This is a genomic window from Aliiroseovarius halocynthiae (genome assembly GCF_007004645.1).
Lineage (GTDB): Bacteria > Pseudomonadota > Alphaproteobacteria > Rhodobacterales > Rhodobacteraceae > Aliiroseovarius > Aliiroseovarius halocynthiae.
Genome location: NZ_ML660026.1, coordinates 56773 through 74558 on the forward strand (window position 1 = coordinate 56773; position 17786 = coordinate 74558).

The 17786-nt window shown below is 57.4% G+C and carries 18 protein-coding genes; 7 read left to right on the plus strand and 11 right to left on the minus strand.

Translation table 11 applies throughout. The features are described from left to right. The first annotated feature begins 42 nt into the window (after positions 1-42). Positions 43-759, plus strand: a complete 717-nt coding sequence (locus FIL88_RS14865; protein WP_142854672.1) for an outer membrane protein — start codon at positions 43-45, stop codon at positions 757-759. On the opposite strand, the gene FIL88_RS14870 is transcribed toward FIL88_RS14865, so the two are convergent. Both FIL88_RS14870 and proS read right to left on the minus strand, forming a co-directional pair. Continuing rightward, positions 756-1241: a DUF2937 family protein gene (locus FIL88_RS14870; RefSeq protein ID WP_142854673.1), complete on the minus strand. Its 486-nt coding sequence runs from the start codon at positions 1239-1241 to the stop codon at positions 756-758. The two genes, FIL88_RS14865 and FIL88_RS14870, sit on opposite strands and share 4 nt — an antisense overlap. A 129-nt stretch (positions 1242-1370) precedes the next feature. Further along, on the minus strand, positions 1371-2723 hold the full coding sequence (proS, locus tag FIL88_RS14875; RefSeq protein ID WP_142854674.1) for a proline--tRNA ligase: 1353 nt from the start codon (positions 2721-2723) through the stop codon (positions 1371-1373). 129 nt (positions 2724-2852) lie between these two features. Here proS and FIL88_RS14880 point away from each other — a divergent pair, with 129 nt between their 5' ends. Further along, positions 2853-3338 (plus strand): hypothetical protein, encoded by a 486-nt coding sequence (locus FIL88_RS14880; protein ID WP_142854675.1) that lies wholly within the window; start codon positions 2853-2855, stop codon positions 3336-3338. A 41-nt stretch (positions 3339-3379) separates the two neighbouring features. Continuing rightward, positions 3380-4009: a hypothetical protein gene (locus tag FIL88_RS14885; protein WP_185960972.1), complete on the plus strand. Its 630-nt coding sequence runs from the start codon at positions 3380-3382 to the stop codon at positions 4007-4009. Positions 4010-4228: 219 nt separating this feature from the next. Here the strand turns inward: FIL88_RS14885 and FIL88_RS16755 are convergent, their stop codons facing one another. Next, positions 4229-4420: a hypothetical protein gene (locus FIL88_RS16755; protein WP_221931164.1), complete on the minus strand. Its 192-nt coding sequence runs from the start codon at positions 4418-4420 to the stop codon at positions 4229-4231. A gap of 179 nt (positions 4421-4599) precedes the next feature. Between FIL88_RS16755 and FIL88_RS14890 the strand changes: the two genes are divergently transcribed. From FIL88_RS14890 to FIL88_RS14905, 4 genes are read left to right on the plus strand one after another with little or no spacing between them, the layout of a single operon-like run. Next, positions 4600-5688 carry an AI-2E family transporter gene (locus tag FIL88_RS14890; RefSeq protein WP_142854677.1) on the plus strand — a complete coding sequence of 363 codons (1089 nt, stop codon included), beginning with the start codon at positions 4600-4602 and terminating at the stop codon, positions 5686-5688. Then, positions 5688-6359 carry a P-loop NTPase family protein gene (locus FIL88_RS14895; protein ID WP_142854678.1) on the plus strand — a complete coding sequence of 224 codons (672 nt, stop codon included), beginning with the start codon at positions 5688-5690 and terminating at the stop codon, positions 6357-6359. The genes FIL88_RS14890 and FIL88_RS14895 overlap by 1 nt, the downstream gene beginning before the upstream one ends. A gap of 53 nt (positions 6360-6412) precedes the next feature. Beyond that, a complete protein-coding gene (locus FIL88_RS14900) occupies positions 6413-8611 on the plus strand; it encodes an RNA degradosome polyphosphate kinase (protein WP_142854679.1) in 2199 nt (732 codons plus the stop codon). A gap of 50 nt (positions 8612-8661) precedes the next feature. Continuing rightward, the gene (locus tag FIL88_RS14905) at positions 8662-10203 is read left to right on the plus strand and encodes a Ppx/GppA family phosphatase (protein WP_142854680.1); all 1542 of its coding nucleotides are present in this window, start codon (positions 8662-8664) and stop codon (positions 10201-10203) included. Positions 10204-10209: 6 nt separating this feature from the next. On the opposite strand, the gene FIL88_RS14910 is transcribed toward FIL88_RS14905, so the two are convergent. From FIL88_RS14910 to FIL88_RS14945, 8 genes are all read right to left on the minus strand, one after another. After that, on the minus strand, positions 10210-10554 hold the full coding sequence (locus tag FIL88_RS14910) for an AAA+ family ATPase (protein WP_246066741.1): 345 nt from the start codon (positions 10552-10554) through the stop codon (positions 10210-10212). Positions 10555-10569: 15 nt separating this feature from the next. Beyond that, positions 10570-11595 carry an endonuclease/exonuclease/phosphatase family protein gene (locus FIL88_RS14915; RefSeq protein ID WP_142854681.1) on the minus strand — a complete coding sequence of 342 codons (1026 nt, stop codon included), beginning with the start codon at positions 11593-11595 and terminating at the stop codon, positions 10570-10572. A 9-nt stretch (positions 11596-11604) separates the two neighbouring features. Continuing rightward, positions 11605-12285 (minus strand): molecular chaperone DjiA, encoded by a 681-nt coding sequence (locus FIL88_RS14920; protein WP_142854682.1) that lies wholly within the window; start codon positions 12283-12285, stop codon positions 11605-11607. A 31-nt stretch (positions 12286-12316) separates the two neighbouring features. Then, positions 12317-12826: a GNAT family N-acetyltransferase gene (locus tag FIL88_RS14925; protein ID WP_407642370.1), complete on the minus strand. Its 510-nt coding sequence runs from the start codon at positions 12824-12826 to the stop codon at positions 12317-12319. Beyond that, a complete protein-coding gene (locus FIL88_RS14930; protein ID WP_246066742.1) occupies positions 12790-13404 on the minus strand; it encodes a VOC family protein in 615 nt (204 codons plus the stop codon). Before FIL88_RS14930 ends, FIL88_RS14925 begins: the two co-directional genes overlap by 37 nt. 124 nt (positions 13405-13528) lie before the next feature. After that, entirely contained in the window at positions 13529-15655 is a 2127-nt protein-coding gene (gene scpA, locus FIL88_RS14935) for a methylmalonyl-CoA mutase (protein ID WP_142854683.1), read from the minus strand. Between the two features lie 58 nt (positions 15656-15713). Then, complete coding sequence (locus tag FIL88_RS14940; RefSeq protein WP_142854684.1) at positions 15714-16229, minus strand: hypothetical protein; 516 nt, start codon at positions 16227-16229, stop codon at positions 15714-15716. Further along, complete coding sequence (locus tag FIL88_RS14945) at positions 16226-17785, minus strand: hypothetical protein (RefSeq protein WP_142854685.1); 1560 nt, start codon at positions 17783-17785, stop codon at positions 16226-16228. Before FIL88_RS14945 ends, FIL88_RS14940 begins: the two co-directional genes overlap by 4 nt. Position 17786: the final 1 nt, after the last annotated feature.

The following is a 17786-nucleotide window of genomic DNA, read 5'->3' on the forward strand; positions in this document are numbered from 1 at the left end:
AAAGGACAATCCATATTCTGCGTTTGAACACGAGTGTTACCTATGATGAAAGCTGCCAGCATTTTCACCGCCCTCTCCTCGCTCATTATTTCAGGAGCAGCACAAGCGGGAAACCTGCAAGACCCGACTGTTGAAGCACCTGTCGAGGTCATCCCATATGAAGACCCTCATCCATGGCAGGGCGCTTATGTTGGTGCCACGCTTGGATATGTACTTCCCGGCGATGATCGGATTGGGATCACATCGCGTTCAGGGGCCGGGTTTGGCCTTGGAAATCTTCACATAGGCGGGAAAATGGCAGGTCTGCGTGCCGGGTATCGCTGGCAACTCGCGCAGTTCGTTTTCGGCCCCGAGCTTTCTTACGAAGCTGGCCCGGTTGAGGATGCCTTTGTCAACGGTAACTCCGGTGCCTACACCGAGTTAAATCACGCAATGTCGCTTCGTCTCAAAGCGGGTAGTGTCTGGAAGGTTTTCAATTCCTTCGTATATGGCACTGTGGGCTTTTCCCGTGCCGAGTTCGACTATGTCGTTGCAGGGAACCCTATCCAGGGCCCTGTGGCCTTCAACGAAACCTATTCGACCAATGGCTATATCCTGGGTCTGGGGTTCGAACGCCCAATTTCGGATCGTTTGACGGTCACTGGTGAATATGAGTACACCAATTTCGGCAAGGATGAACTGACGGATTCCTTCGGGAACACCACCCTGGCAACACCGCTATTCCACACATTCAAACTGGGCGTGAACTATAACTTCTAAGCCAGCTTGCGGAACGGGCGCAGAAATGCGCCCAACAGCAGCGACACGATCAGCCACCCACCCACATAGCCGATCCCCGCACACAGAATCCCGTCCGCCGTCACGGGTACGGCCGGTCGGTAATCATTCCAGGTGCGTTCAACCAGATCCGCATCGCGGAAATGCCAAAGCTTGGTCAAACGCATCAAAGGCTCGGTTCCCTTAAGCGCCGCATAGGACGCGTCCAGTCGGTCGTATCGGTTAAAATTGTCCTGCATCTGGTCGCGCAGATCATTTTGGAAATCCGATCCGCTCATCTTGTCCAGCGCTTCGTCACGGGAGTACCCTGCCGCCTTCGCCGTCAGGTCAAACCCGGTGGTGATCACTTTCAACTCGGTTCGGGCACCGGACAGGCGCTGCACGTATTGCTGCGTGAATTCAGGGAACTGGCTGAGCGCCACGGCGCCAGCCAAGCCACCTATCATGGCCAATGTTCGGATCATGGTCTGCTCTTTCGCTTTTGCGTTTTGACCCAGTCTATCTTAGGGCGGCTTCCCACGTCAAAGGGGCCATTTCGCGACTTGGTCCCCGCCCAAGAAAAAAGCCCCCGGTGTCCCGAGGGCTTTCTTGATTTACAGACCAGTCACGCGATGCGGTTCGTAGATCTCGATGATCTTGGCAATTGCCGCTTCTGGCGTCATCTCTTCACTTTCGCCGGTTCGGCGGCTGGTGACTTCAACCACACCATTTTTCAGCCCGCGCGGGCCCACGGTGATGCGCCACGGCAGACCGATCAGATCCATCGTCGCGAACTTGCCGCCAGCACGTTCCTTGCGGTCATCATACAGCGGTTCAAGACCCGCATTGGTCAGCGCCTTATAAAGCGCCTCGCATGCCTCATCCGCAGCCTCGTCGCCCTGTTTCAGGTTCACGATGCCACAGTGGAACGGGGTCACACCTTCGGGCCAGATGATGCCGTTGTCATCATGCGACGCTTCGATGATCGCGCCCAGCAGTCGGCTGACGCCAATCCCGTGCGAGCCCATGTGGACCGGCACCTGCTTCTGTTCGCTGTCGATCACCTTGGCGTTCATGGCTTCCGAGTACTTTGTGCCGAAATAGAAGATTTGGCCAACTTCGATTCCACGCGCAACGCGGCGGCGATCCTCGGGGACGTCATTGAACAGCGCTTCGTCATGGGTCTCGTCGGTGCGCGCGTATTTCGATGTGAATTCCTCGAGCACGCCTTGACACTGCGCCACGTCATCATAGTCGATCGCACGATCGCCGAAAGTCAGGTCGGTGACGGCGCTGTCATAGAACACTTCCGACTCGCCGGTTTCGGCTAGCACAAGGAATTCGTGCGTATAGTCGCCACCAATCGGGCCACCATCGGCGCGCATCGGGATGGCCTGCAGGCCCATACGCTCGTAGGTACGCAGATAGCTGACCAGATGGCGGTTATAAGCGTGCAACGCATCTTCTTTGGTCAGGTCGAAGTTATAGCCGTCCTTCATATAGAACTCGCGGCCTCGCATCACGCCGAAACGCGGGCGGATTTCATCCCGGAATTTCCACTGGATTTGATAGAGGGTCAGCGGCAGGTCCTTATAGCTCGACACATTCGAGCGGAAGACGTCGGTGATGACCTCTTCATTGGTGGGACCATACAGCATGTCGCGCCCGTGGCGATCTTCGATGCGCAGCATTTCTTCGCCGTAGTCGTCATAACGACCACTTTCACGCCACAGGTCGGCGGGTTGGATCGTCGCCATCTGCATCGGAATGTGACCCGCGCGGATCTGTTCTTCGTGCACGATGTTTTCGATCTTGCGCAGGACTTTGAAGCCAAGCGGCAGCCACGTATAAATCCCGGCGGCTTGCTGTTTGATCATACCGGCCCGCAGCATAAAGCGGTGGCTAACGATTTGAGCATCGGCGGGGGTCTCTTTCAAGACCGGAAGGAAATAGCGAGTCAGGCGCATTAGGACCTCTTATTTCATGTTTAAGAAGCGAGTTACGGGAAAACGCTGCATAGTGCAATTTTTCCTGCGGTTGCACTTGTGACCTACAATCGTTTATCCGCATTTAGAGCCACTTGGAAGGTCACATGTATGCTCCAAACTGATGCTGGAACCCGATCGGAAACTCTGCCTAAGGCAGGTGTTGGCATCGTTTTGCTCGTCAGCACAATGATTGTGCTGATGGGCCTTGCCTCAGACGTGGTGAACGGTGGGGACAAATGGCACCAAGGGGACTGGCTGATACATGATCTGAATGGCGCAGTTCGCCGCGGTGCGTTTGGCCGTTGGATCATTCTGTTTTCAGACGCATTGGGGCTATCTCCGGTTTGGACCGCAGCCTTCTTCCAAGCCGTGATTACAATCAGCATTCCTGTGCTGTTTTGGCGCATTTCCAGCGCTGTCGGAGCTTGGTCTGCAACTCTGTTGTTGATCAGTACGCCGGCAATGATCTTTCTTTTCTGGGCTGGCGACATACAGGGCGCGCTTCGAAAAGAGATCATCGGCGTCCTGGCGGTGTTATTCGCGGGAATTGGCGTCGCCCGCGGTCAGTTTGTTCCGGCAGCACTTGGGGGGTGATCCTTGCCGCCGGCGCGTGGGGGCATATTATCAACGTCCTAATGGCTCCGCTTTTCCTATCCGTTCTGTGGATCGGACGGGCGCGCTTCCCCACACAATCGTCTGTTGTGGTCCTTGGATCGACCGTGATCATATTGTGCGGGCATGCGTTGTTCTCTGCCCTCAGCCACGCTCAGATCAGCTCGACCGACCCAATCTGCGATGCGCTGACACAACGTGGGATTCACCCCGCGATCTGCGAGGGCGCGATTTCCTATTTAGACAAAGACAGCTCTCACGGCTTGAAGAAAGTCGCGGATAAGTTCTTGAACACAGAAGCCTTGCCGGACATTGCACTATTAATGGGCTTAGCGCTTCTCGCACCCATTATCTTCGTGCTGCAACATCACATTGCCCGCACTGTTGCTTTGGCGACTGCGTTATCTGGCGCAGCACTGCTTCCACTCTTTTTTGTGGCCGTTGACTGGGGCCGCTTTGTCAGCGTCCAGATCTTTGGATTTTCGGTGTTAATGATGGTCGGATACCTGACCGGGGCCGTCCGGGAAAAGCGCCAGATTACACCGGGGCAAATTTTGGTCTGCCTCGTGATTGGGCTTATCTTCTCGATTGGGCATGTCAAAGGCGTTTCAACTTTGGGAGCTCTGAGCAGCCTGTATTTGATACTTCAATGATACTTGGCTAACCTTGCGCGTCGCGTCCAGCCTTTCCGAGATCTTATTTGCGACCGGAAGAAGGCTCTCCGGAACAACTGGCGACAAATTATCACCCGTCCCTAGCAACCATTCGAAGTTTCCATCTACGACGACCTGACACCGCCCAGCCTGAAATACTACAGGCAACACTTCAAGCGCCGCTCATGATTGCAGGAAAGGCTTGAATGAGGCCGCTGGCTAGATTGAACCACCCAAGCTGACAGAGACTTTCGTCTTGGAATGCGGCGTTGTCTTGCCGTTCTCATATTTAATGCCAACGCCGGCCTGGCCCGAGACTGTCACACCCGGCTCTCTCGGCTCGTATTGATGCCCTTCACATGCCGCAAGCAAGCATAAGACGGCAACCGCAGCAATCGCTGGCTTCATCATAAAATGTCCTTCCAAGGTCTAACGACCGCATTTGAGCCGCAGCAACGTCCCGGGCGCAAGCAGTTTCCTGAAAATGGTGCGAAAAACTGCCGATGAGAACAAAAACTCGATTTGCGCCTGCCCTTGAAATACCCGCTGGCTTGGGCGACATAGATGAAAGTTCATTTATCGGAGCCCTTATGCCGCTTCCCGTTCAAACTCAGGCCAAGTATTGGTCCATCGCAATTGCCATTATCGCCTTGGCCTTGTGGTTCCTAGGCGATGTTATCATGCCCTTCATCCTAGGAGGCGCGATTGCGTATTTCCTGGACCCGGTGGCAGATCGGCTGGAAAGGGCGGGACTGTCGCGAGTTGCCGCGACGGTCGTCATCTCGCTTATCGCGATGCTGATTGTGATCCTTGGCTTCTTGTTGGTTATCCCCTCGTTGGTCTCGCAAGCCATAGCTTTGGCCAATGCTGCCCCTGATCTATTGCGCGAACTTCAGACATTCCTGACCGAGCGGTTCCCGTCGCTGATGGATGAAAGCTCGACCATTCGCCAGTCGTTGGAAAGTCTGGGTCAGAAAATTCAAGAACGCGGGGGCGAGCTGGTGGGCACTTTGCTGTCATCCGCGATGAGCGTGATCAACATTGTGATCTTGCTGGTGGTGACTCCCGTGGTGGCCTTCTATCTGCTGCTGGACTGGGACCACATGGTCGCACGGATTGATCAGCTTTTGCCGCTGGATCATCGCCCAGCCATTCGCGAAATCGCCCACAACATTGATCGTACATTGGCCAGTTTCATTCGCGGCCAGGGCACGGTCTGCATTGTTCTGGGCACATATTATGCGGTCGCCCTGATGGTGGTCGGCCTAAACTTTGGCCTTGTGGTCGGCTTCATCGCCGGCCTGATTACCTTCATCCCATATGTGGGGGCCTTGGTGGGGGGCGCATTGGCCATCGGTCTGGGCCTGTTCCAGTTCTGGGGCGAATGGTGGAGCCTTGGCGCAGTGGTCATCATCTTCGCGTTGGGCCAATTCTTTGAGGGCAACATCCTGACGCCCAAACTGGTGGGCAGCTCGGTCGGACTGCATCCTGTTTGGTTGATGTTTGCTCTGTCCGTCTTTGGGTCGCTTTTTGGGTTTGTCGGTATGCTGGTGGCGGTTCCGGTTGCGGCCTCCATCGGGGTTGTGGCGCGGTTCTTTATCGCGAAATACCAGACCGGGCGGCTATATCAGGGCGTCGCTGGGCGCGACGCTGCGCTGGACGAGGACGTAACGAAGTAATGGCCGAACAGCTGACCTTCGATTTGCCTGCGCGGCCTGCGCAGGGGCTGGACGACTTTCTTGTCACGCCATCAAATGCCAATGCCATGGCAACGATCGAAAGCTGGGAAAACTGGCCCAACAGCAAGCTTGTACTGGTCGGGGACGAAGGCACGGGGAAAACTCATCTGACCCATGTGTGGGCCGGATTGACCGGGGCACAGATCATACCGGCGCGTGACCTGCCCCAGACGCGAGTTGAAGATTTGGCAGGCCGATCCATTGCGCTTGAGGATGCCGACCAAATCGCAGGTCAGGCTGATGCAGAAAACGCGCTATTCCACCTGCATAATCTGGTGCTGGCTGAAGGGGGGGCTTTGCTGCTCACAGCGCGTACCGCCCCATCGCGCTGGGGGCTTACGTTGCCAGATCTGCGCAGCCGAATGGAGGGTACTACACTGGCGCGTCTGGACCCGCCCGACGATATGCTGTTATCCGCCGTGCTGGTCAAACTGTTCCACGACCGCCAAATTACCGTGCCGTTGAACCTGATCGACTATCTTTTGCCCCGGATGGAGCGCTCGCTTGCCGAAGCTTCGCGTGTTGTGTCCGTTCTTGATCAGGCCGCCTTGTCCGAAGGCCGCGCGCTTACCCGAACGCTGGCGGCACGTGTTCTGGACAATTCAGAGTAAATCAGGGCATAACGTCACCTTCCCGTCACACTTTCCCGCGATAGAGTGCCGTCATGAATACGCCCAAGACACCTGATCTTCCGCTTGCTGATTTCCTGTCAGCAGAGTTCCCGCCCGCAGTCGCCCTGCCTGCCGAAACCTTTGCCGGTACAAAACGGTTCTTCAACCGCGAGCTAAGCTGGCTTGGCTTCAACTGGCGCGTCCTTGAAGAGGCCGAGAATTCCCGCGTCCCACTGTTAGAGCGTCTGCGGTTCCTGTCGATCTCGGCCGCGAACCTTGACGAATTCTATACCGTGCGCGTGGCCGGGTTGCGCGAATTGGTGCGCGAAGGGGTCTCGACCCCAGCAGCCGATGGGCTGTCGCCGCCCGATCAATTGAAGCTGATTGATGCCGATGCGCGCGCGCTGATGGCACGCCAACAATCTGTTTTCGAAGAGCTGTCGGGCGAAATGCGGAAAGAGGGCATCATCATCGCCCGACGTGATGACCTGACAGATGCTGATCGCGCACATCTTGATCATGTTTTTCTGACGCAAGTCTTCCCGGTGTTGTCGCCCTTGGCCATCGATCCGGCCCACCCGTTCCCATTCATCCCAAACACCGGTTTCTCGCTGGCGCTGCAGCTGGAACGCACCAAGGACAAACAGAAGCTAAAGGCGCTACTTCCGATCCCGCATCAGATCGACCGCTTCGTTGCCCTGCCCGCCGAAGACGGCCAGTTCCGCTTCCTACCGTTGGAAGATCTGCTGCTGGAACATCTGGGCCAGCTTTTCCCGGGCTACGTGGAAAAAGGCCACTGCGCATTCCGCATCTTACGTGACAGCGATCTTGAAGTAGAAGACGAAGCCGAAGATCTGGTGCGCGAGTTCGAGACAGCTCTGAAACGCCGTCGCCGGGGCGAAGTCGTCCGCCTGAAAATCACCTCGGGGGCGCCACCTGCCCTTCTGTCGATGATCAAACGCGAGCTTAACATCTCGGGCCACGAAATTGTCGAGGCTACAGGCATGATCGGGATGGCGGATCTAAGCGAGCTGGTGTTGAATGACCGGTCTGACCTTCTGTGGCCCAGCTTCACCCCCCGCGTGCCCGAACGCGTACAGGATCACGAAGGCGACATGTTCGCGGCGATCCGACAGAAAGACATGCTGCTGCACCACCCGTACGAGACCTTCGACATGGTGGTCCGCTTCCTGCATCAGGCTGCGCGTGACCCCAATGTGGTGGCGATCAAGCAGACGCTTTATCGCACGTCCCATGACAGCCCGATCGTCAAGGCACTGTGTGAAGCTGCCGAGGATGGCAAGTCCGTCACTGCACTGGTCGAACTGAAAGCCCGGTTTGACGAAGCTGCCAACATCCGACAGTCGCGACGATTGGAACGCGCGGGTGCGCATGTGACCTATGGTTTCATCAACTATAAAACCCATGCCAAGATCTCGACCGTAGTACGGCGCGAAGGGGACGAGCTGGTCACCTATACCCACTATGGCACTGGGAACTATCACCCGATCACCGCACGGATTTACACCGACCTCAGCCTGTTTACCTGTGACACGGCGCTTGGCCGCGACGCCACACGGGTCTTCAATTACCTATCCGGTTATGCCGAACCACAAAGCCTTGAGAACCTTGCGATTTCGCCGCTCGATCTGAAGTCGACCCTGATCAAACGGATCAAGAACGAAGCCGAGTTCGCAAAGGCAGGCAAGCCCGCCCAGATCTGGGCCAAGATGAACTCGCTGGTTGAACCTGATGTGATTGATGCGCTCTATGCCGCATCGCAGGCGGGGGTAAAAATCAGCCTTGTGGTGCGCGGCATCTGCGGGCTGCGCCCCGGCATCGAAGGCCTGTCCGAGAACATCCGCGTGAAATCCATTGTGGGCCGGTTCCTTGAGCATTCTCGCATCGTCTGCTTCGGCAACGGGCACGGGCTGCCCTCGAAAAAGGCGCGTGTTTACATGTCGTCCGCCGACTGGATGGGGCGCAACCTGAACCGCCGCGTGGAAACGCTGGTCGAGATCAAGAACGCCACCGTGAAGGCCCAGATTGTCAGCCAGATCATGGCCGCCAACCTTGCGGATGTGGCGCAGAGCTGGGTGATGGGCCCGGACGGCAAATTTTCCCGCGCCGATCTTTCTACAATTGACCGCCCCTTCAATTGCCACCGCTTCTTTATGGAAAATCCATCCCTGTCCGGGCGTGGATCTGCAGGCGCATCAGATGTGCCGGAACTAACGCATTCAGAAGATTGAGCTATGTCGGGCACGCCGTTAATGTATCCGTACTGAGACAGGGGGATTCTATGGACGGACGAGGCGATACGGGGGACGACTGGGGCCCGTTTGGACGACCTCTGTTCGATGATCCGTCGGCCCGCAGACTTAGCCGCGTAGGCGTGGTGGATGTGGGATCGAACTCGGTCCGTTTGGTGGTGTTTGATGGCGCCGCGCGATCGCCCGCATACTTCTTCAATGAAAAAATCCTGTGTGGTCTGGGCCGCGGCATCACCGAAACCGGACGCCTGCACCCAGAAGGGCGCACACGCGCACTAGCTGCGATCAAACGTTTTCAACGCCTTGCCGATGGCATGGACCTTGGTCCCCTGTCCGCCGTGGCCACCGCCGCCGTTCGCGATGCCGAAGATGGACCAGAATTCCGCGAACAAGTGCTGCGCGAAACCGGGTTGGAGCTTTACGTCATCGACGGCGAAGAAGAGGCCCGCCTGTCTGCCCAAGGTGTGCTGTTGGGCTGGCCCGAAGCGCAGGGGCTGATGTGCGATATTGGCGGCTCGTCTCTGGAACTGGCCGATATTCGTGACGGAGAGGTCGGAAAGCGCGTGACCTCGCCCCTTGGCCCGCTGAAGTTGGCCGGCGTTCCCGGTGGTAAAAAGGGGCTGAAGGCCGAAATCGCCCGCGTGGTCGACGATCTGGCCCGCGAAATGGGCACTGATCACAAACGTCTGTTCCTTGTGGGCGGATCATGGCGTGCCATTGCGCGGTTGGACATGGAGCGGCGCGGCTATCCTCTGACCGTTCTGCATGAATATCGGATGACGCCAAAATCGCTGGCCAAGACATTGAAATGGATTGAAGACGTCGATTTGGACGAGATACGCCAACGCACCGGCACATCCGCTGCCCGTATGGCGCTGGTGCCGATTGCAGCGCTTGTCCTAAAGCGCCTGATGCATGTTTTCCGCCCGAAAGAAATCGCGGTCAGTTCGTACGGAATTCGCGAAGGGCTGCTGTATGAACAGATGCCCGACCGGTTGCGCAAGCGCGACCCGCTGATCGAGGCGTGCTATCATGCGGAAAAGAAAGACGCGCGAAATCCGGGATTTGGCAAGGCGCTGTTTCGGTTTCTGACGCCGCTCTATAAATCGTTGAAGCCCGAAGATCTGCGCATCATCCGCGCGGCCTGCCTGCTGCATGACGTCAGTTGGCGCGCCCACCCCGATTACCGGCACGAGGTCTGTTTTGACAACGCCACCCGCGCCAATTTGGGCGGGCTGACACACGAACAGCGTGTGTTCCTTGGGCTTGCCCTGCTGCATCGTTACAAAAACAGCCGCGAGGGTTCACATTTTGCCCCGCTGTTCGAGATCCTGTCCGAAAAGATGCTGGCCCGCGCCGAAGTGCTGGGCAAGGCCATGCGGTTCGGGGCCATGTTCTCGGTTGAAGATCCGGCGCGCATGGCCGAACTGCGCTGGTTCCCTAAGAAACGCGAATTGGTGTTGTATCTGAAAAAAGAGGCTGACGGACTGTTTGGCGAAGTGGCCGAGGCGCGTTTTCAGACGTTGGCCGAGGCGCTGGACGCAACCCCCATCGTGAAGAAGAAACGCTAGGTCGGATTAAATGTCGGTCTCACCCGGGCCAGCTGGATCCAGTGGGGTCCGGCGGCGGATGATGATATCACCGTTTGGCAAGACTTCCGGCGGATGATAGGTCTGCATATCGCCGAATTTCTCGACCATATCAGCCCAGCCATCCGACCATTCTTCTGCAAGTGGCTCTATCTCGTTGGCCAACCCTTCCAGCAGCAGCTGGAACCCGCGGTTTAAAAGCTCAGCCCCTTCGCTAAGTTCGGGATTGTCCGACGGTGTGTTGTCCTGTGCCTGCACGCCGGTACTGGCCAAAAGCAGGGCAAGGGCAGAGGTGATCGCAAGCTGTTTCATGGTGTAAATGTAGGTGCTCATCGCAGGATGTGAAGGTCAGAGTTTTAGATCCATCGAAACAGGGAAATGGTCAGATGCTGTCAAAAGCGCCTCGCGCAGGGCCATGTCATGATAGCAGCCAGGATCGTCAAACGGGTGCCAGATGCGCCATTTGGGCTTGGTCTCAAGCAGATCAGGCGACACCATAACATAATCCAGAAGCGCCTGAAGATACCGCTTTTCCCTAGCAATATAGAAGCGAGAGGTCGTGGGTCGCGCGCCTGTGCGCTGCGACAAGGCCATACGGGCATGCGGATCGTACATACAGGGGGCGTTTCCTTCCCCTAATACGATTTCGACTCCAGATCGCCCAAAAAGCTTTTCGTATTCATCTAATCCCGGACCATCGTTGAAATCTCCTAGAACGATCAGGGGTTCACCCACACCCAGATGTTCATCCACACGACGGCGTATCCAGATACATTGCGCCATCTGTTTGCGGCGGTTTTCAATCGCGACTCGCATGACTTCGGCTGCACCCCGCGCGCCGTGTGGCGCCTTAGATTTCGCGTGTACGCCGATCAGACGCAGATCTTTGCCGCTTTTACGATGGGTCAGTGCGACCTCAAGCGGCGGCTTTGAGAAGACAACCGTATCAAGTGCCGCATCCGTATTCAGATCCAGCTGAAAACTGCTGTCAAAGCGCGGCGCGGCATAGCCGTCTTCGATGTTAATTGCCCCTACTGGGTCATGACGTGCGCTGACCACATCAGGATCATAGAGCAACGCGATTTCCTGCTGTGTATCGCTGCTAAAGCCGATCAACGCAGCGCGCGCGCGCAACTCGAAATGCTTGGCAAAATGCTCGAGCGCGGGAAGGGTTTTGCGTTTGCGGTTCTCGTCGGGTGCCTCAATGATCATCACCGCGTCCGCGTCCATGTCCTGAAACACTTTGCCCACAGCGTTCCACTGGGCAGCACGTGTCACGTTCTGGCGCCCCGACCAGCCTTCGTCGATAAGCGGATTACCCTTGTCATCAAATAGACTGTTGAACCACTCGACATTATACGTCGCAGTGCGCATGCGCCTGCCCTAACCTTGGCCCGCGTTGATCTCTTCCCACGCGCGGTTGACTGCAATCAAACGTTTCTCGGCCAGTTTCACAGCCTCTTCGGGGACACCACGGGCAATCATGCGGTCAGGGTGGCTTTCACGCACTTCCTGACGCCAGATTTTGCGGATCTCGTCCATCGGCGCGGCGCGGGCGACACCCAAGACCTGATAGGGATCAGGATGCTCATCCGGCACCATGCGCGAACGAAGCGCCGCGAATTTATCCTCTGACATCCCAAATATGGTCGAGACTTCTTCAAGAAAGGCGTTTTCGCCGGGATGGTATTCGCCATCAGCTATTGCGATGTGGAACAGCCCCTCCATCAAGTCACAAAGGGCCGGATCATCGGGACCAAACATGGCAGCAACCCGCTGGGCGTAAAGTTCGAACCCAGCGACGTCCGTACGTGCGAGGTTGAACAGACGCGCTGCATTCTTTTCCTCGGATTGCGGAATGGTGAACACTTCGCGAAAGGCGGATACCTCGTCACGCGTCACCAACCCATCTGCCTTGGCCATCTTGGCACCCAGCGCAATCACCGCAATCGCAAAACCGGCCGAACGTTCTGGCGGCGTGCGCAGCTGCGAAAAAACGTCGGACAGGCTGTCGCCCTTGGCAAGCGCCGAAAGCGCGTCGGAAATGCGGGACCAAATAGACATACCGGCAGTGTTAGCGCCTTTCACCACCGGGTCACAGGATTTTCTGCATCAGGACAAGGTCATGCCACTGATCGAACTTCCGCCCAGCCTGTGGGATCGTTCCAACGGTGACGTATCCAATGGCGGCATGGAATGGTTCGCCCAGCGGGTTCGAGCCGGAAACCCCCGCAATCATGGAATGAAATCCCTGTGTGCGGGCCTCGTCCTCGATCCGCTGCATCAACGCGCGGCCCGCCCCGCGACCCCGTGCCCTGGGTGACAGCATGATAGAGTGTTCCGCTGTGCGGGCGTATCCGGCACCACCACGAAACTGGTCGAAACTGGCATAGCCGATCACTGTCCCACCAACTTCTGCCACCAGCATGGCTTTCGAAGATTCGATCGCCTGCTCGACGTCCTCACGCGACTTTTCGATCGAGTTGAAGGTGATCAACGTCTCGCGGATCGCAAGGTTCCAAAGCGCTTGGATGGCTCGCGCATCCAAGATGGTTGCCGCGCGGATGATCACAGCTGCACAAGCCCGGCTGGTGTGTCGATCCAAGCCGTGATCCCCGGATCCCCGGAATGCAGGGATATGCGCGTGTCCTCGACCAGCGGGCGCAGGGCCACTGCCAACGCCTCGGCTTCAGGATGCGTGATTTCCAGTGCGGCCAGTCGCAATCCGTGATCAGGCAGGCGCGGTGCGGGCATATCGCCATTCCAAGACAGAAGCCCCGGCGCGCACCCTGCGAAGGGAAGCCGCCCATCCGCGGGAACGGCCATGTCCCAACGCAGATCTCCACGCGATAAGTGTAATTCGTCGCCCGACCCTTCCGGTGCACGCTGAAGCGCTTGATGCAGGTTTGGCACCCGCAATGCCCAGTTGGTCAGCCGCGCAGGACCGGTGAAGTAATCCAGATCAAACCACCGTGCATGATCCGGCGCATCCGCTTCAGGATTGATGGCAATGACTTCAAGATATGTGGCTGGACCAAGGGACAAAAGTGCGTTGTGGGTGCCCATGAGCGGGTGGTCTCCTCCCTCCGACATGGACACCCCAAGCAGGTCCTCGATAAACGCGATGCCCTCTGACAGGGTCGCGGAGGACACTACAAGATGATCAACTTCGCCCAGAGCCATTTCGCCCCCCTGATGGTCTGGGATAAGGCTGGCGGGAAACGCCGCCAGCCGCAAGTGTTTTTGGCCTGATTTATGTCACAGGCCCGAGGAGCACAAAACCGGTTCCCACTTTTGTGCGGTCTGTTTACCCGCGGGCTTCGCGCACCAGTTTCAGGATATCCTGAGCCGCTTCGGGGATGTTGGTGCCGGGGCCGAAGATGGCTTTCACGCCATTTTCGTACAGGAAGTCATAGTCCTGCTGCGGGATCACGCCGCCGCAGATCACGATGATATCCTCGGCGCCTTGCTCTTTCAAAGCCTGCACCAGTTGCGGGGCCAGCGTCTTGTGACCGGCTGCCTGCGAAGAGATTCCGACAATGTGCACGTCATTGTCGATCGCGTCCTGCGCGGCTTCATCAGGCGTTTGGAACAGCGGACCTACGTCCACGTCAAAGCCGATATCCGCAAAGGCCGTCGCGATGACCTTGGCGCCACGGTCGTGACCGTCCTGCCCCATCTTCACCACCAACATACGCGGGCGGCGGCCTTCGGCCTCGGCGAAGTCTTCGACCGATTTCTGAATGGCGGCAAAACCTTCGTCGCCTTCGTAGGCAGCGCCATAGACGCCAGCCAGCGTTTTCACTTCGGCGCGGTGGCGGCCGAATTCATCTTCCATAGCCATGGAAATCTCTCCTACGGATGCGCGGGCGCGGGCAGCTTCGACTGCGGCTTCCAGAAGGTTTCCACCTTCTTTTGCACGTCGGGTCAGCTCGGCCAATGCGGCCTCGCATGCAGCTGCGTCGCGGGTTGCGCGGATGTTTTCAAGGCGGGCAATCTGGCTGTCGCGTACGGCCATGTTGTCCACGTCCAGAATGTCGATCTGATCTTCTTCGGCCAGCTTGTACTTGTTCACACCAACGATGACTTCGTCACCTTTGTCGATCATGGCCTGACGTTTGGCTGCTGATTCCTCAATCCGCAGTTTCGGCATGCCCGAGGCGACCGCTTTGGTCATCCCCCCCATGCTTTCGACCTCTTCCATCAGCTCCCACGCTTTGTTGATCAGCTCGTCGGTCATGCTTTCCACGTAATAGGATCCCGCCAGTGGATCGACCACGTTGGTCACGCCAGTTTCTTCTTGCAGGATGATCTGGGTATTCCGCGCGATACGGGCCGAGAAGTCAGTGGGCAGCGCAATCGCCTCGTCCAGCGCGTTGGTGTGCAGCGACTGGGTGCCACCAAGAGCTGCGGACATGGCTTCGTACGCGGTGCGGATCACATTGTTATAAGGATCCTGTTCCTGCAACGACACGCCCGAGGTCTGGCAATGGGTGCGCAGCATTTTGGAGCGCTCGGACTTCGCGCCGAACTCGGTCATCACGCGGTGCCACAGGGTTCGGGCGGCACGCAGTTTCGCGGCTTCCATGAAGAAGTTCATGCCGATGGCGAAGAAAAACGATAGGCGACCAGCGAATTTGTCGACATCCATGCCGGCCTCGATGGCGGCACGCACATATTCGCGACCATCTGCCAGCGTATAGGCAAGCTCCTGCACAAGGTTCGCGCCGGCTTCCTGCATGTGATAGCCGGAAATCGAGATCGAGTTGAATTTCGGCATCTCGTTCGAGGTGTACTCGATGATGTCCGAGATGATCTTCATCGACGGCTCAGGCGGATAGATATAGGTGTTGCGCACCATGAACTCTTTCAGAATGTCGTTCTGAATTGTGCCCGCCAGCAGCGACTTGTCATGCCCCTGCTCTTCGCCCGCCACGATGAAGTTCGCAAGGATCGGGATCACCGCGCCGTTCATGGTCATCGAGACCGAGACCTTGTCCAGCGGAATACCGTCGAACAGGATTTTCATGTCTTCGACACTGTCGATCGCCACGCCGGCCTTACCAACATCGCCCATCACACGCGGGTGGTCGCTGTCATAGCCCCGGTGCGTAGCAAGGTCGAAAGCGACCGAAACGCCCTGCTGGCCAGCCGCCAGATTGCGGCGGTAGAAGGCGTTGGATTCCTCGGCGGTCGAGAACCCCGCATACTGACGGATCGTCCACGGACGGCCAGCATACATCGTGGCCTTCACACCACGGGTGAAGGGGCCAAAGCCGGGCAGCGTGCCCATATGGTCCAGATCCGCCGTGTCGTCGGCCGTATAAAGCGGTTTGACGTCGATGCCTTCCAACGTGTTCCACGTCAGATCATCCAAGGCACGGCCACGCAGTTCCTTCTCGGCCAGTTCCTTCCAGTTCTTTGTGTCGGTCATCTTGTCGTCCTTTTCGTCTTGGCGCGCGCAGGGGCGCTGGCTGGTTCTGGGCCGCGGGTCACAGGGGATCTCCGGCAGCAAAAAAGAGTTTTCGTTCAAGAGGATCGAGGACCATGACCCCCTGCACCCCAGTATCATAAGCAATCGTTGCACCGGGCCGCGTCAGCGCGCGAAAGAAGTCCTGACTGTCCGCATCCGACAAGCACCTCCCGACCAGCGCAGCGGCAGCCAAAGCCTGCCGCCCAAACGCGCCGTCTTCGGTGGCCAACATTTTGTCCGTAAGAGCGTGAGGTGTCTGCCCATCGACGCGCAATGCGGCCTTACCTGAATCCCGGAAAAGTTCCTGTGCCTCGGTGCTGGTCGACGCCAGCGGCATGTCGGGTTTGACATCATTCAGCGCGGCGCGGAATACAGCAGCGGTGCAGGTCAACTTGCTGTTAAACGACAGTGTATCCCCTAGCGTAAAATATCGCTCGAGCGCGCCCCGCAATGAAGCTTCGCGATGCAGGTTACAACCTGAAAGCACTGCAAGGCTAGTAACCGCGGCCAATGGGATATGGCGCAAAAAGCTCATTCCAGCTCCGCGTCATGCACAGTTAGGGTTGCATTACCTTGCACTTGCGGTGCGAAGAGGGTCAATTGCGCGCGAATCTTATCAGCCGCTTCTGGGGTAGTTGCAAAGAATCCCACATGGAAACCACCCAGAAACGCCGTGCCGCCGGTGAAGCTCAGCGTACCTACCTTAACCCAGTTCTCTCCCAAGCCCTCGTCAATCCAGTGTTCATAGATGATGGCAAGCTCGATCCCTTTTGCCTCCACCAGATCGGCCGCCCAGCCCGGATATGGATCATCCAGCCGGGTCAGCAATGCCTCGTAAGACGCCAAGCCCCACAGATCCAACACATAGTTAGGATTTGCCCATGCAACAAAGCCAAGATCATTAACCGCCACAGGTTTCTGATACACATCCTTTACGAAACGCCCCATGTTCCCGTGCGACGAATAGATCGCGTTGGGACCGTTAGTGCCGTATCTCAGCATCCAGTTCCCATAGGTTACGGCAAGGAATCCGAACCCGATCACAAGCAAGACGCGGTGTGTTTGAAGGTTTCTTTCGCCCAGCGCCACAAGCATAAGAAGGCCCATGGTAAACGCCATCGCATAAAGCTCGTAGCGTTCAAACCAACCGAATTGACCAAGGATCAGATGGCCAAAGCCTGTGAACACAGCTGCCAGCAACAATGCACGCACTGCGCCCCGACGCGCGCTGCCGTGTGAAAACAATAGAGTAACCGCAACAAAAAGCGCAACAAGAAGCACGACGGCTTTGTTCGACATGGACAGTTGAGCCAGCGCTTTTAGCGGCAGTGCCGCAAACGAGAACCGCTCGTTTCCAGCGCCAGCCAGCTTCGCCATGACCGAATTTGGGAGTGGTTCAAGGCCCAACGTTATTAAGAATATCATGAAGCCTGCGGCAAGTGCTGCGGCACCAGAGAAGAGCATCACACCAACGGCCCAGCGCCCCATCACAAGCAACGCCAATGCGCCTCCTCCGGTCACTGCAAGACCTTCGAACCGCACCATTGGCCCCAGCACCATGCCAGCTACCAACAGCCAGCTGATACGACCCTCGTCCATCTGGATCTGAAGTCCGCGCAAAACGGCGAGGCTCGCCAGAATGTGCAGACTGTGTTCCATGCCGACCATAGCCGCGCCAGCAAAGTTGAAAGCAAGCGGGCCAAGGGCTGCGAAAGCCAGCATCCAGCCCCGAGACGCATCAGTATTTGACACGATCCGCGCCCAAAGCGCGGCCCCAAGCAACAAGGAGAGTGTGTTCCAGAACAATGGAAGCCACGTTTGGGCGGCAGTGCCTGCAAAGGCTGTCAGCAAAAACGGGTAAATCGGCGATGACGCGGGCGAGGTAAACTCGCCCGGATTTACGCCATATCCACCAGCGGCGATCTGTTCAGCAACCGCGAGGTGGATGTAAACGTCATCGAGCGGGTATTCGAAAACACCCACTCGGAACAGAGCAACACCCTGATAGAGCGCGAAAGCCACCACGCTGATCAGCACCGACAACACTGTCAGCTGTCCCGACATGCGGGGCAACATGGTGGCGTCTCGCATT